Annotated in this window: 17 protein-coding genes; 8 read left to right on the plus strand and 9 right to left on the minus strand. The window is 67.1% G+C overall.

Translation table 11 applies throughout. The annotated features are described in order from the left end of the window. The first annotated feature begins 53 nt into the window (after positions 1–53). The 4 genes from Q9246_RS05115 (at position 54) to Q9246_RS05130 (ending at position 3,168) form a co-directional block, all read left to right on the plus strand. Positions 54–767, plus strand: a complete 714-nt coding sequence (locus Q9246_RS05115) for a DUF969 domain-containing protein (RefSeq protein ID WP_306395940.1) — start codon at positions 54–56, stop codon at positions 765–767. Then, positions 764–1,720: a DUF979 domain-containing protein gene (locus Q9246_RS05120; protein ID WP_306395942.1), complete on the plus strand. Its 957-nt coding sequence runs from the start codon at positions 764–766 to the stop codon at positions 1,718–1,720. Before Q9246_RS05115 ends, Q9246_RS05120 begins: the two co-directional genes overlap by 4 nt. Before the next feature lie 2 nt (positions 1,721–1,722). Next, positions 1,723–2,373, plus strand: a complete 651-nt coding sequence (gene pcp, locus Q9246_RS05125; protein WP_306398085.1) for a pyroglutamyl-peptidase I — start codon at positions 1,723–1,725, stop codon at positions 2,371–2,373. Between the two features lie 147 nt (positions 2,374–2,520). Next, positions 2,521–3,168, plus strand: coding sequence for an alternative oxidase (locus Q9246_RS05130; protein WP_306395943.1), 648 nt, complete (start codon positions 2,521–2,523; stop codon positions 3,166–3,168). Positions 3,169–3,502: 334 nt separating this feature from the next. On the opposite strand, the gene Q9246_RS05135 is transcribed toward Q9246_RS05130, so the two are convergent. Further along, complete coding sequence (locus Q9246_RS05135; RefSeq protein WP_306395944.1) at positions 3,503–3,934, minus strand: DUF2141 domain-containing protein; 432 nt, start codon at positions 3,932–3,934, stop codon at positions 3,503–3,505. A gap of 126 nt (positions 3,935–4,060) precedes the next feature. Between Q9246_RS05135 and Q9246_RS05140 the strand changes: the two genes are divergently transcribed. After that, positions 4,061–4,594 carry a sterol desaturase family protein gene (locus Q9246_RS05140; RefSeq protein ID WP_306395945.1) on the plus strand — a complete coding sequence of 178 codons (534 nt, stop codon included), beginning with the start codon at positions 4,061–4,063 and terminating at the stop codon, positions 4,592–4,594. Here Q9246_RS05140 and crtB read toward each other — a convergent pair. The 8 genes from crtB to Q9246_RS05180 form a co-directional block, all read right to left on the minus strand. Beyond that, the gene (crtB, locus tag Q9246_RS05145) at positions 4,491–5,480 is read right to left on the minus strand and encodes a 15-cis-phytoene synthase CrtB (protein WP_306395946.1); all 990 of its coding nucleotides are present in this window, start codon (positions 5,478–5,480) and stop codon (positions 4,491–4,493) included. The two genes, Q9246_RS05140 and crtB, sit on opposite strands and share 104 nt — an antisense overlap. Then, entirely contained in the window at positions 5,477–6,991 is a 1,515-nt protein-coding gene (locus Q9246_RS05150) for a phytoene desaturase (protein ID WP_306395947.1), read from the minus strand. Before Q9246_RS05150 ends, crtB begins: the two co-directional genes overlap by 4 nt. After that, the gene (crtY, locus tag Q9246_RS05155; protein ID WP_306395948.1) at positions 6,988–8,157 is read right to left on the minus strand and encodes a lycopene beta-cyclase CrtY; all 1,170 of its coding nucleotides are present in this window, start codon (positions 8,155–8,157) and stop codon (positions 6,988–6,990) included. Before crtY ends, Q9246_RS05150 begins: the two co-directional genes overlap by 4 nt. Then, on the minus strand, positions 8,150–9,460 hold the full coding sequence (locus Q9246_RS05160; RefSeq protein WP_306395950.1) for a glycosyltransferase: 1,311 nt from the start codon (positions 9,458–9,460) through the stop codon (positions 8,150–8,152). The genes crtY and Q9246_RS05160 overlap by 8 nt, the downstream gene beginning before the upstream one ends. A gap of 16 nt (positions 9,461–9,476) precedes the next feature. After that, on the minus strand, positions 9,477–10,472 hold the full coding sequence (locus Q9246_RS05165) for a polyprenyl synthetase family protein (protein WP_306395951.1): 996 nt from the start codon (positions 10,470–10,472) through the stop codon (positions 9,477–9,479). Positions 10,473–10,657: 185 nt separating this feature from the next. Beyond that, positions 10,658–11,566 carry a LysR family transcriptional regulator gene (locus Q9246_RS05170; RefSeq protein ID WP_306395953.1) on the minus strand — a complete coding sequence of 303 codons (909 nt, stop codon included), beginning with the start codon at positions 11,564–11,566 and terminating at the stop codon, positions 10,658–10,660. A 15-nt stretch (positions 11,567–11,581) separates the two neighbouring features. Then, positions 11,582–12,499, minus strand: coding sequence for a pseudouridine-5'-phosphate glycosidase (locus Q9246_RS05175; RefSeq protein WP_306395955.1), 918 nt, complete (start codon positions 12,497–12,499; stop codon positions 11,582–11,584). A gap of 20 nt (positions 12,500–12,519) precedes the next feature. Continuing rightward, on the minus strand, positions 12,520–13,620 hold the full coding sequence (locus Q9246_RS05180) for a carbohydrate kinase (RefSeq protein WP_306395957.1): 1,101 nt from the start codon (positions 13,618–13,620) through the stop codon (positions 12,520–12,522). Between the two features lie 284 nt (positions 13,621–13,904). Between Q9246_RS05180 and xapA the strand changes: the two genes are divergently transcribed. Genes xapA through deoC form a run of 3 tightly spaced genes read left to right on the plus strand, consistent with a single transcriptional unit; the run spans position 13,905 to position 16,923 of the window. Continuing rightward, positions 13,905–14,747, plus strand: coding sequence for a xanthosine phosphorylase (gene xapA, locus Q9246_RS05185; RefSeq protein ID WP_306395959.1), 843 nt, complete (start codon positions 13,905–13,907; stop codon positions 14,745–14,747). A gap of 29 nt (positions 14,748–14,776) precedes the next feature. After that, positions 14,777–15,970 carry a phosphopentomutase gene (locus Q9246_RS05190; protein ID WP_306395960.1) on the plus strand — a complete coding sequence of 398 codons (1,194 nt, stop codon included), beginning with the start codon at positions 14,777–14,779 and terminating at the stop codon, positions 15,968–15,970. Further along, entirely contained in the window at positions 15,967–16,923 is a 957-nt protein-coding gene (gene deoC, locus Q9246_RS05195; RefSeq protein WP_306395961.1) for a deoxyribose-phosphate aldolase, read from the plus strand. Before Q9246_RS05190 ends, deoC begins: the two co-directional genes overlap by 4 nt. Positions 16,924–16,930 lie beyond the last annotated feature (7 nt).

Below are 16,930 nucleotides of genomic sequence, written 5' to 3' on the forward strand. Positions count from 1 at the left end.
AACACACCATTTCGAGTAAGATTCCCCGCTTGTCGAACACTGCCGGGGAATCCATGCAATCTGCTGTCAATCTGTGGCCACTGCTCGGCGTGGCGGTGGTCGTCGCCGGCTTCCTGTTGCGGGCCAATCCGGTGCTGGTCGCCGTCGCCGCCTGCGGCGTCACCGGCGTGGCGGCCGCGATGCCCGTCATGGCCCTGCTCGAGTCGCTCGGCGCCGCCTTCGTCAAGACGCGCAACCTTCCCCTGATCTTGCTGCTGCCGCTGGCCGCGATCGGCCTGCTCGAACGCTTCGGCCTGCGCGAACAGGCGCAAGCCGTGATCGCCAGGGTGCGCTCGGCCACCGCCGGGCGCCTGTTGATCGTCTACCTGTTCGCGCGCGAGAGCACCGCGGCGATGGGCCTGACCAGCCTGGGCGGCCACCCGACGATGGTGCGGCCGCTGGTCGCGCCGATGGCCGAGGCGGCGGCGGAAACGCAGTATGGCAGCCTACCCGAGCGCGTGCGCCACCGCATCCGCGCCATGTCGGCCGCCACCGACAATATCGGCCTGTTCTTCGGCGAAGACATCTTTGTCGCCTTCGGCGCCATCGTCCTGATGCACACCATCCTGCAGGCCGAGGGCATCGAGGTCAATCCGCTGCATATCGCTCTGTGGGGCATCCCGACCGCGATCACGGCCTTTGTGATCCACGCCTGGAACCTGCGCCGGCTCGATGCCGAGATCCGGCGCGAAGTCGACGCGCAGGCCGCAGGGAAGGGCGCGGCATGACCCTCACCATCGAGCATTTCTACATCCTGGTCGGTCTGCTGCTGGCCAGCGTGGCCATCATGAGCCTGGTCGATCGCAGCAATCCGCGCCGCTTCACGACCGCGCTGTTCTGGGGCCAGTACGCGCTGCTGTACCTGGCCGGCGAGCGCATGCCGCCGGCCGCGGTCGGCGCCCTGATGGTGGGCATGGCGCTGCTGGCCGGCTTCGGCGGCGTGAAAGCCGGCGCGCCGAAGACCCTGGACGTCGATGTGCGCCGCGCCAGCGTGGCGCGCCTGGGTAACCGCATTTTCATTCCGGCGCTGCTGCTGCCGCTGGTGACGGTGATCGGCGCCACCGTATTGAAGGACCTGCAGGTCGGCGGCCTGCCGCTGCTCGACCCGGCCCACCTGACCCTGGTCAGCATGGGCTGCGGCGCCATCGTGGCCTTGATTGCCGCCTGCTGGCTGACCCGCTCGACCCCGCTGCAGGGCGTGCGCGAGGCGCGGCGCCTGGTCGACGCCATGAGCTGGGCGGTGGTGCTGCCGCACATCCTCGCGGTGCTGGGGCTGCTGTTCTCGGAGGCCGGCGTCGGCAAGGCGGTGGCGCACCTGACCACCACGTATATCGGCATGGATTCGCGCTTCGTCGCGGTGGCGGTGTTCTGCATCGGCATGGCGCTGTTCACGATCGTGATGGGCAACGGCTTCGCGGCCTTCCCGGTAATGGCGGGCGGGGTCGGCATTCCGGTGCTGATCGGCATGTATGGCGCCAATCCGGCCGTGATGGCGGCGATCGGCATGTTCAGCGCATATTGCGGTACCCTGATGACACCGATGGCGGCCAACTTCAATATCGTGCCGGCGGCGCTGCTGGAATTGCCCGACAAGAACGCGGTGATCCGGGCCCAGATACCGAGCGCGCTGCCGATCCTGGTGGCGAATATCTTCCTGCTCTATTTTTTGATGAATCTGTGATGATCAAGACTGTCCTGCTCACCGGCTTCGAGCCGTTCAATGGCGCCACCATCAACCCGGCCTGGGAAGCGGTGCGCGCGCTCGACGGCTGGCGCGGCGAGCATTTCATGGTCGAGGTGCGCCAGCTGCCCTGCGTGTTCGGGCAGGCGATCGAAGATCTCGTGGCGATGATCGACGAGCTGCATCCGGATGTCGTGATCGCGGTGGGGCAGGCTGGCGGCCGGCCGGACATCTCGGTCGAGCGGGTGGCGATCAACGTCGACGATGCGTCGATCCGCGACAATGGCGGACAGCAGCCGGTGGATGCGGCGATTGCAGCCGATGGCCCGGCCGCCTATTTCTCGACCCTGCCGATCAAGGCCATCGTGCGCGCGCTGCGCCAGAAGGGGCTGGTGGCCGGCGTGTCGCAGACCGCCGGCACCTTCGTGTGCAACCACGTGTTCTATGGGCTGATGCACCATGCGGCCGAGTTGCCGCAGCCGGTCAAGGCCGGCTTCATCCACGTACCCTTCCTGCCAGAGCAGGCCGCCGTGCGGCAGGGTGCGCCGCCGTCGATGGCGCTGGAGGACATCATTGCCGGCATCAAGCTGGCGGTCGAGGTGACGGTAAGCGTCGAGCACGACGTGCACGAGACGGGCGGCGCCACCCATTAGGGCTCTTCCTTAAGTAGGAGCCATCCGGAAATACTTAGCTTATCGTTGACCCCTGGAATTTTAAAGAGTATCTTGAATGCATGTTTAAGGCGTTGGCCGGATACAGCAAATCGACAGATATTCAACCTGGAAAGAGGGAGTCTGAAAATGAAAGCGCTCGATAGAACCAAGCCCGTGGAAGACCACCGTGCTGCCCGCAATGTTTCCGACCACGTCGCGTTGGGGCTGACGCTGATGCTCCGCTTTTTCGCGGACACGTTTTTTGCCAAACGTTACGGTAACCGGGCGATCGTCCTGGAAACCGTGGCGGCCGTGCCAGGCATGGTGGGCGGCATGCTGGTCCACCTGCGTTGCCTGCGCTGGATGGTCGAGGACCAGGGCTGGATCCGCACGCTGCTCGACGAAGCGGAGAACGAGCGCATGCACCTGATGACCTTCGTGCAGATCGCCAGGCCAAACTGGTTCGAGCGCCTGGTGATCCTGATGGTGCAGGCGCTGTTCTTCATCGCCTTCTTCGTGCTGTACCTGACGTCGCCACGCACCGCGCACCGCCTGGTCGGGTATTTCGAAGAGCAGGCCGTCGTCAGCTACACCCTGTACCTGGCGGAGATCGATGCGGGACGCGTGGACAACGTCGCGGCGCCCGAGATCGCGATCGCGTACTGGAACCTGCCTGCCAATGCCCGCCTGCGCGACGTGGTGTTGGCGGTGCGCCAGGACGAGATGGGCCATCGGGATGTCAACCACGAGTTTGCCGACGCCCTGACCCCGGTGGAGGCCCGCCAAGAGGCATGATTTCGTCTCTCACTAAAAGTACGAGAATTCCGACACGCGAGCGATCTCCCCGCTGGCACTATTGTCGAGCACCTCGTGAATAGAATGATCTCAACACGATTCCGGGCGGGGGACAATGCAGCAGCCAGCACACAACTCATCAAGAAAGCTGCGCGAGGGCAGCTATTGCGGGCGATGCAGCGCCAGCGTCGGTCGGCGCAAGCATGTGCGCAGCCAGACCTGCAACGGTCATCCGCCTGGCGCGGGAAGCGCCGAACTGGAGATCAGGTGCCGGCGCATTCGCCGCCGGCAGCGCGAGCACGATGCTTCGCCTTGAGCGGCCTCGAACGAGAGATCAGCGCAATTTGATATAGCTGACCGCCTTTTCATCGCGCAACACGAAGGCCGCATCCTCGAAGCCCGGCGGGCCGAAGCGGCCGCGCGCGTCGCGGCTGAAGGCGTAGTTCTCCTTCGGGATGCCCAGCGCATTGCGGTCGAGCTTTCCATTATCGTTCAGGTCCTGGAACGCCAGCACGGCCCACGAGCCAGGCGGCACGTCGTTCACGGTGACGACGGTTTCGCCCTCCTGGGCGGGCGCGGAGGCGGAATAAGGGCAATCCTTCAGGAAGGTCGCCTTGTCGCAGATGGCGACCCGCACCGTGCCCTTGGCAGGACTCGTGACGCCCTGGACCCGGACTTCGATCGAGGCGGCCGAGGCCAGGCCGGGTGCGCAGATGCTTGCCGCCAGGAGGAGGGCGGGGCCCAGGGTACGATACATCGACTGCATGAGAACTCCATAATCAAAGGGGTGAATCGTGTTTGACCATCCGTGCGGTGCTCCCACGCAACCGTGCGCGGGCCCCGTCATGATAGGCTGTGGACATCCTGTTTCCCTGGCTTCCAGCCCAACACCATGCTTGCCAATGCCCTCATCGTCCTTGCCACCATCGCGTTCATGGAAGTGTTTTCCATCGTCGCGCACAAGTACGTGATGCACGGCTTCGGCTGGGGCTGGCACCGCTCGCACCACGAGCCGCGCACCGGCTGGTTCGAGAAGAACGACCTGTACGCCGTGGTGTTCGCCGGGGTCGCCATCGCCCTGATCTGGTACGGCACCCGCGGCTATCACCCGCTCGAATGGATCGGCGCCGGCATGACCGCCTATGGCGCGCTTTATTTCATCGCCCACGACGGCCTGGTGCACCAGCGCTGGCCGTTCCGCTATGTGCCGCGCAGCGGTTACCTCAAGCGCCTGTACCAGGCCCACCGCATGCACCATGCGGTGGAGGGCAAGGAGGGCACCGTCTCCTTCGGCTTCCTGTACGCGCCGCCGATCGCGACGCTCAAGCGTCAATTGCAGGAGCGGCATGGCCAGGTGCGCCGCCCGCGCGGCCAGGACGCAGCCACAGACCGCTCCGCCGCGCCGTCGCTGCCCGACCAGGGCTAGCGCGCGAAGCCAGGGCCTGGGCGCCGCCCAGGGCCAGCAGGCGCAGCTTGGCGGCCTTCGAGGTGCCCACCCGTTCGTCCCAGGCGCGCGCGCCGCGCCGTTTCACTTCGATCCCGATCTGGCGGTACACATTGCGTGCGGTGGCAATCGCCCAAGCCGAGCGCAGGGGCAGCGCCGCGATGCCCAGCGTGGCCGATTCATAATACGGCTCGGCATGGTCGACCAGGCGCGCCGCCACCGTGGCCAGCGCCGCGCGGTGGCGCGGCAGGGCCACGTGGTCGGGCGGGATGCCGGCTTCCAGCAACCATTCGGACGGCACGTAGCAGCGGCCGATCCTGGCGTCGTCGATGATGTCGCGCGCGATATTCGTCAGCTGGAAGGCCAGTCCCAGGTCGCAGGCGCGGTCCAGCACCAGTTCGTCGCGCGCGCCCATGATCGAGGCCATCATCAGGCCGACCACGCCGGCCACGTGGTAGCAGTAGCGCATGGTGTCGTCGATGGTGTCGTAGCGCGCCTCCTCGACGTCCATCGCGAAGCCGGCGAGGTGGTCGAAGGCATAGCGCGGCGCGATCGCATGGCCCAGCGCTACTTCCTGGAAGGCGGCGAAGGCCGGGTCGCGCATCGGCTCGCCGGAATAGGCGCGCCGGGTATTGTCGTACAGGCGATCGAGCTCGAAGGTGGCCCCATGCTCGCTCGGCGCGGCGGCGAAGCCGAGCTCCTGGCCGTCGACCACGTCGTCGCAATGGCGGCACCAGGCGTACAGCATCAGCACGCTGCGCCGGGTAGCGGGCGGGAACAGCCTGGCCGCTGCCGCGAAGCTCTTCGACCCGACCTCGATGGTCTGGGTCGCGTGCCGCATCAGGTTCATGTCGACCTGGGTAGTCATGCGTGGACTCCTTCCAGCATCAGGCCGGCGGTGGCCTTGGCCGAGCCGATCACGCCCGGCACGCCGGCGCCGGGATGGGTGCCGGCGCCGACCAGGTACAGGTTGGGCAGCTCGGCGTCGCGGTTGTGCGGACGGAACCAGGCGCTCTGCGTCAGGATCGGCTCGAGCGAAAAGGCCGAGCCCAGGTGGGCATTGAGCTCGTCGCGGAAGTCGTGCGGCGTGAAGATGCGGCTGGTGACCAACTGGCTGCGCAGTCCCGGCATATAGCGCTGCTCCAGGTAGTCGAAGATGCGGTCGCGGTAGCGCGGGCCTTCGGTCTCCCAGTCGACCGGCGCATTGCCCAGGTGCGGCACCGGGGCCAGCACGTAATGGCTGCCGCAGCCGGGCGGGGCCAGCGACGGATCGGTGACGCACGGCGCGTGCAGGTAGAGCGAGAAGTCGTCGGCCAGTTTGGGGCCGTTGAAGATTTCCTTGATCAGGCCCTGGTAGCGCGCGCCGAAGCAGACCGTGTGGTGCTGCAGCTGCTCGTGGTGCTTGTCCAGGCCAAAGTACAGCACGAACAGCGAATTGCTGAAGCGTTTCTTCTTGAGCGCCTCGCCGTGGCTGCTGCCGCGGCCATGGTTCTTCAGCAGGTCGGCATAGGTGTGCACCACGTCGGCATTGGAGGCTACCGCATCGGCCATGAACCAGCGGCCGTCTTCCAGGCGCACGCCGCTGGCGAGGTTGCCGGCGGTCTCGATGCGCGCCACCGATGCGTTCAGTTCCAGCTTGCCGCCCATGTCCTCGAACAGGCGCACCAGGCCTTTTACCAAAGCGCCGGTGCCGCCGCGCGGAAACCACACGCCCCAGCGCCGTTCTAGCGCGTGGATCAGCGTGTAGATCGACGAGGTGGCGAACGGGTTACCGCCCACCAGCAGCGAGTGGAAGGAGAAGGCCTGGCGCAGCTGCTCGTCTTTCACGAAGCGCGACACCATGCCGTACACGCTTTTCCACGCTTCGAGCCGCGCCAATTGCGGGCCGGCCTGGATCATGTCGCGGAAGGACAGGAAAGGCACGGCGCCAAGCTTGAGGTAACCCTCGTCGAACACGGCTTTCGAGTAGGCCAGGAAGCGCTGGTAGCCGGCAACGTCGGCCGGATTGCGCGCATGGATCTGGCGGTCCAGCGCTTCCTGGTCGTTGGCGTAATCGAAATGGCTGCCGTCTTCCCAGCACAGGCGGTAGAAGGGCGCGACCGGCAACATCTCGACGTAGTCGCCCATCTTCTTGCCGCACAGGGCGAACAATTCCTCGATCGCCGACGGATCGGTGATGACGGTGGGGCCGGCGTCGAAGGTGAAGCCCTGGTCTTCGTAGACATAGGCGCGCCCGCCCGGCTTGTCGCGTTTTTCGAGCAGGGTCGTCTGCATGCCGGCGGCCTGCAGCCGGATGGCCAGCGCCAGGCCGCCGAATCCGGCGCCGATGACGACAGCGCGCTTCGGTTCGGGTCTCGGATCTATTCTCATCTGGTTCATTCTGCGATCCTGATTTGATGGGGGTGGGTCTTGCGGACGGCGTCGAATGCCTCCAGCACCGGCACCGGCGGCTTGCCGGTCAATAGCCGCGCCTTGTCGCCCAGGTTCAGGCGGCCGGCGTAGAAGCGCGCGATCAGGGGCGCGGGCAGGCGATAGAAGCGCTGCATCACGCGCCATCGGTGATCCGGACTGCCGGCCAGGAACAGCATGCGATTGAGCATGCGGAAAAAGCGCTGTCCTTGCCAGGACTGGCGTGCTTCGTCGCGGATGGCGTCGAACAGGCTGGGCGCGGACAAATCATCCAGGGCGGCGACGCGTTCGGCCAGCCGCACCGCATGCGGCAGCGAGTAACCGGTGGTCGGATGGAACAGGCCGGCGCGCAGGCCGACGCTGGGCTGGCCCTGCAGCGCATCCCAGAAGCGGTCGAAGTCGCCAGCCAGCACGATCGGCAGCGAGCCTTGTTCTTCGCGCAGCACGTCGCGCACCTGCCAGCCGCGCGCCGCGACATAGGCGGCGATGTTCGCGCGCAGCCGCTCGGGTTCCCAGCCGGCGCCGTCGACGTAATGGGTGTCTTCCACGAGCAGGCGGTCGGGCCCGAACGGCAGCAGGTAGACGAAGCGGTAGCCGCCTTGCTGGGCCACGCTGGCATCCATGATGATTGGCGCCGTCAAGCCATGGGCGGACTGGAGCCGCAGCTCCTGGCCCAGGAAGGTCTGGTAGCCGAGCGCGAGGTGACGGTTGCCACCCATGCCGCGGCCATTGATGACGGCGCGTGCGTGCAGGGTTTCGCCATCGGCCAGTCGCACGCTGGTGGGCGTCACCTCGTCGATCCAGACCCCGGTGCGCAGCGCGGAGCCGAGGGCGGGTTCGATCACGCGCGCCAGGTCGGTCGAGGCGATGCTGGCATAACCGCCTTCCAGGGTGCGGGCGAGGTCGGGAAATTGCACGTCATAGCGCGGCCAGCGATGCGTGACCAATGGCGCGATCCACCGCTGTTGCGCGGCACCGAGGTCGGACTCGTGGAACGACCAGGTATGGTTGCCGCCCAGGCGCTTGCCCTGTTCGAGCACCAGGATGCGCAGCGCCGGGCGCTCAGTGAGCAGGCGCCATGCGATCAGGCTGTTGGCCAGGCCACCGCCGGCCAGGATGACATCGTAATTAGCCATGGCTGGCCATCTGCCGGGGCGCCGGCTGCAGGCCCAGCGCGGATTCGACGATGTCGGCCGCGCGCGGGGCGCCGCCGGCCCGGGCAATCTCGTCGGCCAAGGGCGCCATGCGCTGCCTGAAGCCCGGCTCGTCCAGCAGGCGGCGCAGCTTGCGCGACAGCTCGCCGGAGCTGGCGAAGCGCGGCGAGGCGCGCAGGCCGACGCCGGCGTATTCGACGCGGGCGGCGGCGCCCGGATGGTCGAAGGCGACCGGCAGCGCCAGGATCGGCGTGCCGGTGGCGATGGCTTCCATCACGGTGTTGGCGCCGGCGTGCGAGATGACGGCGTCGGCCCGCGCCAGCACCGCCAGCTGCGGCACGAAGTCGCGCACGCGGGTGTCGCCGATCGCTTCCAGTGCGCGCACCTGCGCTGCATCGAGCCCGCCGCAGTGGGCGACCAGCAGTTGGGCATCCTGCTGCCGGCAGGCCTGGGCAATGCGCTTGAACAGGCCGAAACGGTTGCTGACCAGCGTGCCGAGCGAGGCATACACGAACGGCCGCCCGTCGCCGGCCGGCGGCAGCAGCGCCGCCAGCTCCTGCGCTGTGTGCGCTGGCGCCGCGGCGCCGGCATGCAATGGGCCGACGTGATGGAAATGCGGTTCCAGTTGGCGGCGCGGAAAATCGAAGCCGGGCACGATCTGCCCGACCTGGACCAGCGGCGACAGGCACTCGTGCAGCTTGTCGCGCGGGGACAGCCCAAGCCTTTGCGCCTCGGCCGCGATGGCGCGGCCATGCGGCGCCATCATCCAGTCGTAGACGCGGGTGCTGCCTTCGACGATCTTGAAAGCGCGTTCGCTGTCCTCATACACGAAGGGCATGACGGGCAGGGGAATGCCGGGCTCGCGGTTGACCGGCAGCGCGCAGGCGACCGAGACGAAGGGCATGCCGAGGCTCTCGGCGACGAGGCCGCCGGCCGCTTCCATCTGGTCGGCCAGCACGTAGTCGACCCCCAGCGCCTGCAGCGCGGCCGGCAGTTCGCGGCACAGCATCGTGGTGCTGGCCGCCATGTCGAGGATGACGCGGCGCAGGCCCAGCGGCGAACCGGGATTCGCCACGCGCGCCAGCATCGCCGGCAGAGAGCCGGCCGGATGGGAATCCAGGCCGACGGCGTGGAAGCCGATTCGCGCGTCCTTCACGAAGGCGGCGGCATCGGGGCGATGGACGAAGGTGACGCGGTGGCCGCGGGCGACGAGTTCCCGCGCCAGCACCGACAAGGTGTTGACATGGCTGTAGAGCGCCGGAGCCACGACCGCGAAATGCGCCATGCGCGAAGCTCGCCGGTCAGTTGAGACGCAACTCGGCCAGCTGCGCGCTCGGACGCGCGTCGCGCGCCGTGGCCAGCTCGGGCGCGAAGCGCTGGGCCTTGGCTTCCCTGCCGAACAGTTGGGCGACGAACTGGCGCGTGCGTCCCTTGGCGCCGATGGCGGCGCTCAGGCAGCGGTCTGCCTCGAGCAGGCAGGCGGCCAGGCGACGCCTGGCTTCGTCGCGGCCGAGGGTATTGATCAGCGTGGCCTTGCCGGCGTCCTTGCCGGTGTCCTTGCCGGTCACGGCGCTGTCCTGGCCGTCCAGGAAATCGTCCTTGATCTGGAAGGCCTGGCCGGCCGCCAGCGCGAAGGCGCGCAACTGCCGCGCGACCTTGTCGTCGGCATGGCAGATGATGGCGGCCATATCGACCGCGACGCCCAGCAGCAGGCCGGTCTTGAGTTCATTGGTGGTGGCGATCGCCTCGGGCGAGCGCGCGCCGCCGTGCAGGTCTTCGAACTGGCCGCGCACCAGGCCCTGCTCGCCCACGGTCTGCGCCAGGGTGGCGACCAGGCGCGCGCGGGTTGCCGGCTGAATATCGTGGGCTTGGGACAGCACGCCGAAGGCGCGGCTGAGCAGGGCGACCGAGGCCAGGATGGCGACGTCTTCGCCGAACTGGACGTGGATGGCCGGCTTGCCGCGTCGCAGGCTGGCATCGTCCATGCACGGCAGGTCGTCCAGGATGAGCGAGGCCGCATGCACCAGCTCGACGGCGCAGGCGACGTCCACCAGCGCCTTCGAGGTGCAACCGAGATCGCGCGCAACCAGCATCAGCAGCAGGGGACGCATGCGCTTGCCGGCGCTGAGCGCGGAGGCGCGCATGGCCTTGGTCAGCTGGTCGGACGGGCCGCCCCCGCTCAGCAACTGGTCGATGCGCTGATCGATGGCGAGCCGCAACTGCGCGATCTCGTCGGCCTGGATGCCATCGAATTGTTCCAGGCGGAGCCCGTCGTAGCGCGGTGATGCTGTCTTCATGCGAGCTCCTGGAGAATATTGATGAACTTGACAATCATCATACCGGAGGCGATGTTAAAAAATAGTCAATCAGGCTCAATCGTGCGGCGGGTTTTTGCCTGAAAAATGGGCAAAAAAATGTACTGAGGAAATGGTGGCGGGACAAAAGCGGTTCGACCCGCATATGGCGGGCCGATTGGGGGCGTTCAGGCGGGCGGTGCGTCGGGAAACAGGATATTCAGGAAGGCGCGCACCACCGGCGCATCGTCCTGCGCCGGATAGCTGATGTACAGGTTGGCCGATGGTGCATGGGCATGGATCGGCAGGAAGCGCACGCCCGGCCAGCCGATGCGGCTGGTGGTTTCCGGCATCAGGGCCACGCCCAGGCCGGCGCCGACCATGGCCAGCAGGGTCTGCGGCTCGGCCGCTTCCTGGAAGATGGTCGGCTGGAAGCCGGCGTTCACGCAGCACTGCAGCAGGTAGCGCGGCTCGGCCGACTGGTCCAGGTGCAGGGTCAGCATCGGCTCGCCCGCGATCTCGGGCAGCGCGATCGAGTCGCGCGCGGCCAGCGGATGGCGGGCATTGACGGCCACGCAGAACTGCTCCCTGAAGCACAGCTCCTGGCGCAGGTTGGCCTGCTTGAGCACGTCCGCCTCGATGCGCGGCTCGCGCCAGAAGCCGACGTCGATCTGCTTGTTGCGCAGCGCTTCCCACTGGTCGTTCGGGCCCAGCTCGTGGATGGTCCAGGTGACGCGCGGAAAATCGGTCTGGAAGCGCTCGAGCAGGCCGGGGATCGGCCCCCACATGGCCGAACCGACGATGCCCACCCGCAGCCGCCCGACTTCGCCGCGGTCGATCTGGCGGATGGTGTCGATGGTCATGCGCATCTTGCCCAGCAGGTCGGCCGCCTCGACCATCAGCGCGCGCCCGGCCACGGTCAGCTCGAAGCTGCGCGTGGTGCGGGTGAACAGCTTGACCCCCAGCTCGCTCTCGAGCTTCATGATCTGCTGGGAGAGCGGCGGCTGCGAGATGTGCAGGCGCTCGGCGGCGCGGCTGAAGCTTTTTTCCTCGGCCACCGCCAGGAAGTATTTCAGCTGTTTCAGGTCGATCGACATGGTGGGCCGCGCGCGTCAGGCGGCCTTGTGCTGCAGCGCCACGGCGAGGCGCGCGCCGACCAGGGCGTTGTGCTTGACCAGCGCGATATTCGTGGCGAGGCTGCGCCCCCCGGTCAGTTCCTTGATGCGCGCCAGCAGGAAGGGCGTGACCTGCTTGCCGGTCACGGCCTGCTGTTCGGCCTCGCCGAGGGCCTGGGCGATGATGGCGTCGATTTCGTCCGGCGCCATCGCGTCGTCGGCCGGGACCGGGTTGCTGACCACCACGCCGCCCTTCAGGCCGAGCTGCCACTTGGTGCGGATGAAGGCGGCCTGTTCCTCGGGCGAATCGAGCTGGAAGTCGGCCTGGTAGCCGCTGTCGCGGGTGAAGAAGGCGGGGAAGCCCGGCTGGCCGACGGCCAGCACCGGCACGCCGTGGGTCTCGAGGTATTCGAGGGTGAGGCCGATGTCGAGGATCGACTTCACGCCGGCGCACACCACGGCCACGCTGGTTTGCGCCAGCTCCTGCAGGTCGGCCGAGATGTCGAAGCTGGTCTCGGCGCCGCGGTGCACGCCGCCGATGCCGCCAGTGACGAATACCTCGATGCCGGCCAGCTCGGCGCAGATCATGGTCGCGGCGACGGTGGTCGCGCCCAGGCGGTCCTGCGCCAGCACATAGGGCAGGTCGCGCCGGCTGACCTTGATGGCGTCCGGCGACGAGCCCAGGGTCTCGAGCTGGTCTTCCGAGAGACCGACGCAGATCTTGCCGCCGATGATGGCGATGGTGGCCGGCACCGCGCCGGCGTCGCGGATGACCTGCTCGACTTCGCGCGCGGTGTGCACGTTCTGCGGGTAGGGCATGCCGTGCGAGATGATGGTCGATTCGAGGGCGACGATGGGTTTGCCGGCGGTGCGGGCGGCCGCCACTTCGGGCGAGAACAGGAGGAAGGATTGCATGATGAGGTCTTTGCTGTGATTCAGTCGGTAACGATGGCGTGCGCCGGGCTGTCGAACAGGCCCGGTGCCAGCTGCGGCGAGACGGTTTGCGCGCAGCCGACGGTCATGGCGGCCAGCTGCTGGCCGCGGCGGCAGGCCAGTTCCAGGTCCGGCTCGCCGTTGTACAGGGTCCAGCAGACGGCGGCGGCGAAGGCGTCGCCGGCGCCGGTGACATCCACTACGTCCGCGGCCGGCGCGTCCAGCGCCTGCATGCCGTCTGCGGTGGTGAACATGACGCCCTTTACGCCGCGCGTGACGATCACGTCCTGGGCGCCGTCGCGCCGCAGTTCGGCGCAGGCCGCGGCGATGTCGGCGTCGGTCTCGAGCGGGCGGCCGGCGCGCGCCGCCAGTTCGCCCAGGTTCAGGATCAACAGGCGCAGGCCATGCAGCGCGCGCGGCAGGCGGTCGATCTTGGGTTCGGACACCGCGACGATCGCCATCGGCACGGCGTCGCGCATGGCGCCGGTCAACAGGGTGGAGACGGCAGCAACCGGCAGGTTCAGGTCGGCGACGATCAGGGCGGCGCCGGCGCGCTGCTGCTCGCGGGCGGCCAGGAAATCGGGCGTGAGCGTCTCGTAGATCTCCATGTCGGCCAGCGCCACGCGCATGTCGCCGTCGTGGTCGAGCACCGCGGTATAGGTGCCGCTGGCGGCGCCGTCGATGCGCAGTGCGCCGCGGGTATCGATGCCGGCATCGTCCGCGTGGGCCAGCAGGGCGCGGCCGGATGCGTCGCCGCCCACCGCCGTGACCAGTGCCGTGGGCACGCCCAGGCGGGCCAGGTTCTCGGCAATATTACGCGCCACGCCGCCAAAGGATTCGGTCTGGCGCGCCGGATTCGAGGTGCCGAGCGCCAGCTTGCCCGAGGTGCGCAGCTTGCGGTCGAGGTTGGCGGCGCCGATGCACAGGATCGGCCGGTGGTCGGGCAGCACATAGGCGCGGCCGAGGATGCGGCGCTCGCGCACCAGGGTAGCGATGTAGTTGGCAACCGCCGAGCGCGACAGGCCCAGGTGGCCGGCCAGGTCTTGCTGCGAGATGAAGGGATTGGAACGGATCAGCTCGTATAACTGTTCTTTTTTCGGCATCGCGTTCGGGTGCGCCGTCAGGCGCCAAGGACAATTGTTTAACCATGCTAGACAATTGTTCTGGCCCTGTCAACGGATCTTTCCTTCAGTGTAAGCAGCCCGCCGGCGCTTCGTGTAATTTATCTATAAAAGATATAAATCGGGAAGAAAAAGTGTATTTGCCATACATATCGGCATTCATGCATAGTTATAATATCCGGCTGTCCAAATGCGCTGCGCTCGCGCGCGTCTGGCACCTGCCCCTCTCATCCGCGACCCACTCCCAGCTTTCAACAAGGAATATCATGTCCAGCAATACCCCATTCGAAGCCGCCGACATCATCCGCGCCCGCAAGCCAGACTTCGCGCCGCGCGTGGCGCTGATCCTCGGTTCCGGACTGGGCGTGCTGGCCGAACAACTGGTGGATGCGGTGTCGATCAGCTATGCCGACCTGCCGGGCTTCCCGATCTCCACCGTGCACGGCCACGCCGGCGAACTGGTGCTGGGCACCTTGGCCGGCGTGCCGGTCGCTTGCATGAAAGGCCGCGGCCACTTCTATGAAGGCTATGGCCCGGGCGTGATGACCTCGGCGATCCGCACGCTCAAGCAGATCGGCTGCGAACTGCTGTTCGTCACCAATGCGGCCGGCTCGCTGCGCGTGGAAGCCGATGCCGGCAGCCTGGTCGCGATCACCGATCACATCAACTTCCTGCCTGGCAGCCCGATGGCCGGCCCGAACGACGAGCGTTTCGGCCCGCGCTTCTTCAGCATGTCGAATGCCTATGACGCACAAACGCGCGAGCAAGTGAAGGCCGTCGCCGCCGAGAAGGGCATCGTCCTGCACGAAGGCGTCTACCTGGCCGCCGCAGGCCCGCACTTCGAGACCGTCGCCGAAATCCGCGCGTTCAAGACGCTGGGCGCCGACGTGGTCGGCATGTCGCTGATCCCGGAAGTGATCGCGGCGCGCCATTGCGGCCTGAAGGTCGCCGCCGTCTCGGCCATCACCAACCTGGCCGAAGGCCTGTCGCCGTTCGCGCTGTCGCACGAGCAGACCCTGAAGTATGCGGCCATCGCGGCGCAGGACATGGTCAAGCTGATCCACGCTTACATTGAACGCCTGGGCTCGACCCCACGCGCCGAGGCTTGAATTTTTTAGAACCGAAGAAAGCGAAGACCATGTCACGCGCATTCATCCTCCTGCTCGATTCCTTCGGCCTCGGCGCATTGCCGGACGCCGACAAGTATGGCGACACAGGCGCCAACACCTTCGGCCACATCGCCGAATGGGCCGCGAAAGAAGGCAAGCCGATGTCGCTGCCGAACCTCGAGAAGCTGGGCCTGGCCGCCGCGGCGCACAAAGCCAGCGGCGAGTGGGCGCCCGGCTTCGCGCTGCGCGACGGCTTTACCGGCGCCTGGGGCGTCGCCCGCGAACAGTCGACCGGCAAGGACACGCAGAGCGGCCACTGGGAAATCGCCGGCGTGCCGGTGCTGTTCGACTGGGGTTACTTCCCGAAGACCGTGCCGTCGTTCCCGAAAGAGCTGACCGACAAGCTGCAGGAATTGACCGGCGTGCCGGGCTGGCTGGGCAACTGTCACGCCTCGGGCACCACCGTCATCAATGAACTCGGCGACGAGCACGTTGCGACCGGCAAACCGATCCTCTACACCTCGGCCGACTCGGTGCTGCAGATCGCGGCGCACGAAGAGCACTTTGGCCTCGAGCGCCTGTATCAAGTCTGCGAAGCCGCCTACGAGCTGGTCAAGCCGTATAACATCGGCCGCGTGATCGCGCGTCCTTTCGTCGGCGCCAACGGCGACTACAAGCGCACCGCGAACCGCCATGACTACGCCGTGCCGCCGATCGCACCGACCCTGCTCGACCACGTCAAGGACGCCGGCGGCGAGATGATCGCCCTCGGCAAGATCAGCGACATCTTCGCGGCCCAGGGCGTGACGCGCCTGGTCAAGGGTCCGGACAATATGGCGCTGTTCGACCGCCTGCTCGAAGTAGCCGATGAAGCGGGCGACAAATCGCTCACCTTCGTGAACTTCGTCGACTTCGACATGCACTTCGGCCACCGCCGCGACGTCGCCGGCTATGCGAACGCGCTGCACGAGCTGGACGCGCGCCTGCCGGAATTCATGGCCAAGCTGAAGGACGGCGACCTGGTCGTGATCACCGCCGACCACGGTTGCGACCCGACCGCGCCCGGCTCGGACCACACCCGCGAACACATCCCGATGATCTTCTTCGGCCCGAATGTCACGCCGCAGGAACTGCCGACCGCCGACACCTTCTCGAGCATCGGCGCCACCCTGGCCAGGCACCTCGGCATCAAACCACTTTCGAACGGAACCGCACTGCTATGAGCCAGCCGCTGGACTTCAAACGTAATACCGGCATTGCGCTGGACCTGGGCCTGGTGAATAGCCTCAAGGTCAACCGCAACGCGGCCGACCGCCGCGCCGCCAGCCTGGCCAATCGCCGCACGGTCAAGAAGGAATACCAGGCCGCCTGGCTGGTCCGCGCCATCGAATGCATGGACCTGACCACCCTGAGCGGCGACGATACCCCGGGCCGCGTCGAGCGCCTGTGCATGAAGGCGATGCGTCCGCTGCGCGCCGACCTGATGCAGGCCCTCGGTCTCGAGACCCTGTCGACCGGCGCCGTCTGCGTGTACCACGAGATGATCCAGCCCGCCGTCAAGGTGATCCAGGGCCGGCTGCCGATCGCCGCCGTGTCGACCGCTTTCCCGGCCGGCCTGTCGAGCATGGAAACCAAGGTGCGCGAGATCGAATTGTCGGTGGCCGCCGGTGCGACCGAGATCGACATCGTCATCACCCGCCAGCATGTGTTGACCGGTAACTGGCAGGCGCTGTACGACGAGATGGTGGCCTACCGCCAGGCCTGCGGCGAAGCGCACGTGAAAGCCATCCTCGCCACCGGCGACCTGGTCACGCTGGAAAACGTCGCCAAGGCCTCGTGGGTCTGCATGATGGCCGGCGCCGATTTCATCAAGACCTCGACCGGCAAGGAAGGCGTCAACGCGACCATCCCGGTGTCGCTGGTGATGGTGCGCGCGATCCGCGACTACCACGAGCAGACTGGCTTCCAGATCGGCTACAAGCCGGCCGGCGGCGTGTCGACCGCGAAGTCGGCGCTGCAATACCTGACCGTGATGAAGGAAGAACTGGGCAATGACTGGCTGCAGCCGCACCTGTTCCGCATCGGCGCGTCCAGCCTGCTGACCGACATCGAGCGCCAGCTGGAGCACTACGTGACCGGCAACTACTCGGCCGCCCATCGCCACGCGCAACCCTAATTTTCCG

Source organism: Telluria beijingensis, assembly GCF_030770395.1.
Lineage (GTDB): Bacteria > Pseudomonadota > Gammaproteobacteria > Burkholderiales > Burkholderiaceae_D > Telluria > Telluria beijingensis.

Coding starts and splice junctions, on each gene's coding strand:
- crtY (WP_306395948.1), bottom strand. CDS start 8,157: ATGGCTAATTACGATGTCATCCTGGCCGGCGGTGGCCTGGCCAACAGC.
- Q9246_RS05175 (WP_306395955.1), bottom strand. CDS start 12,499: ATGCAATCCTTCCTCCTGTTCTCGCCCGAAGTGGCGGCCGCCCGCACC.
- Q9246_RS05180 (WP_306395957.1), bottom strand. CDS start 13,620: ATGCCGAAAAAAGAACAGTTATACGAGCTGATCCGTTCCAATCCCTTC.
- xapA (WP_306395959.1), top strand. CDS start 13,905: ATGTCCAGCAATACCCCATTCGAAGCCGCCGACATCATCCGCGCCCGC.
- Q9246_RS05190 (WP_306395960.1), top strand. CDS start 14,777: ATGTCACGCGCATTCATCCTCCTGCTCGATTCCTTCGGCCTCGGCGCA.
- Q9246_RS05135 (WP_306395944.1), bottom strand. CDS start 3,934: ATGCAGTCGATGTATCGTACCCTGGGCCCCGCCCTCCTCCTGGCGGCA.
- Q9246_RS05130 (WP_306395943.1), top strand. CDS start 2,521: ATGAAAGCGCTCGATAGAACCAAGCCCGTGGAAGACCACCGTGCTGCC.
- Q9246_RS05120 (WP_306395942.1), top strand. CDS start 764: ATGACCCTCACCATCGAGCATTTCTACATCCTGGTCGGTCTGCTGCTG.
- Q9246_RS05150 (WP_306395947.1), bottom strand. CDS start 6,991: ATGAACCAGATGAGAATAGATCCGAGACCCGAACCGAAGCGCGCTGTC.
- crtB (WP_306395946.1), bottom strand. CDS start 5,480: ATGACTACCCAGGTCGACATGAACCTGATGCGGCACGCGACCCAGACC.
- Q9246_RS05140 (WP_306395945.1), top strand. CDS start 4,061: ATGCTTGCCAATGCCCTCATCGTCCTTGCCACCATCGCGTTCATGGAA.
- Q9246_RS05160 (WP_306395950.1), bottom strand. CDS start 9,460: ATGGCGCATTTCGCGGTCGTGGCTCCGGCGCTCTACAGCCATGTCAAC.
- Q9246_RS05170 (WP_306395953.1), bottom strand. CDS start 11,566: ATGTCGATCGACCTGAAACAGCTGAAATACTTCCTGGCGGTGGCCGAG.
- Q9246_RS05115 (WP_306395940.1), top strand. CDS start 54: ATGCAATCTGCTGTCAATCTGTGGCCACTGCTCGGCGTGGCGGTGGTC.
- deoC (WP_306395961.1), top strand. CDS start 15,967: ATGAGCCAGCCGCTGGACTTCAAACGTAATACCGGCATTGCGCTGGAC.
- Q9246_RS05165 (WP_306395951.1), bottom strand. CDS start 10,472: ATGAAGACAGCATCACCGCGCTACGACGGGCTCCGCCTGGAACAATTC.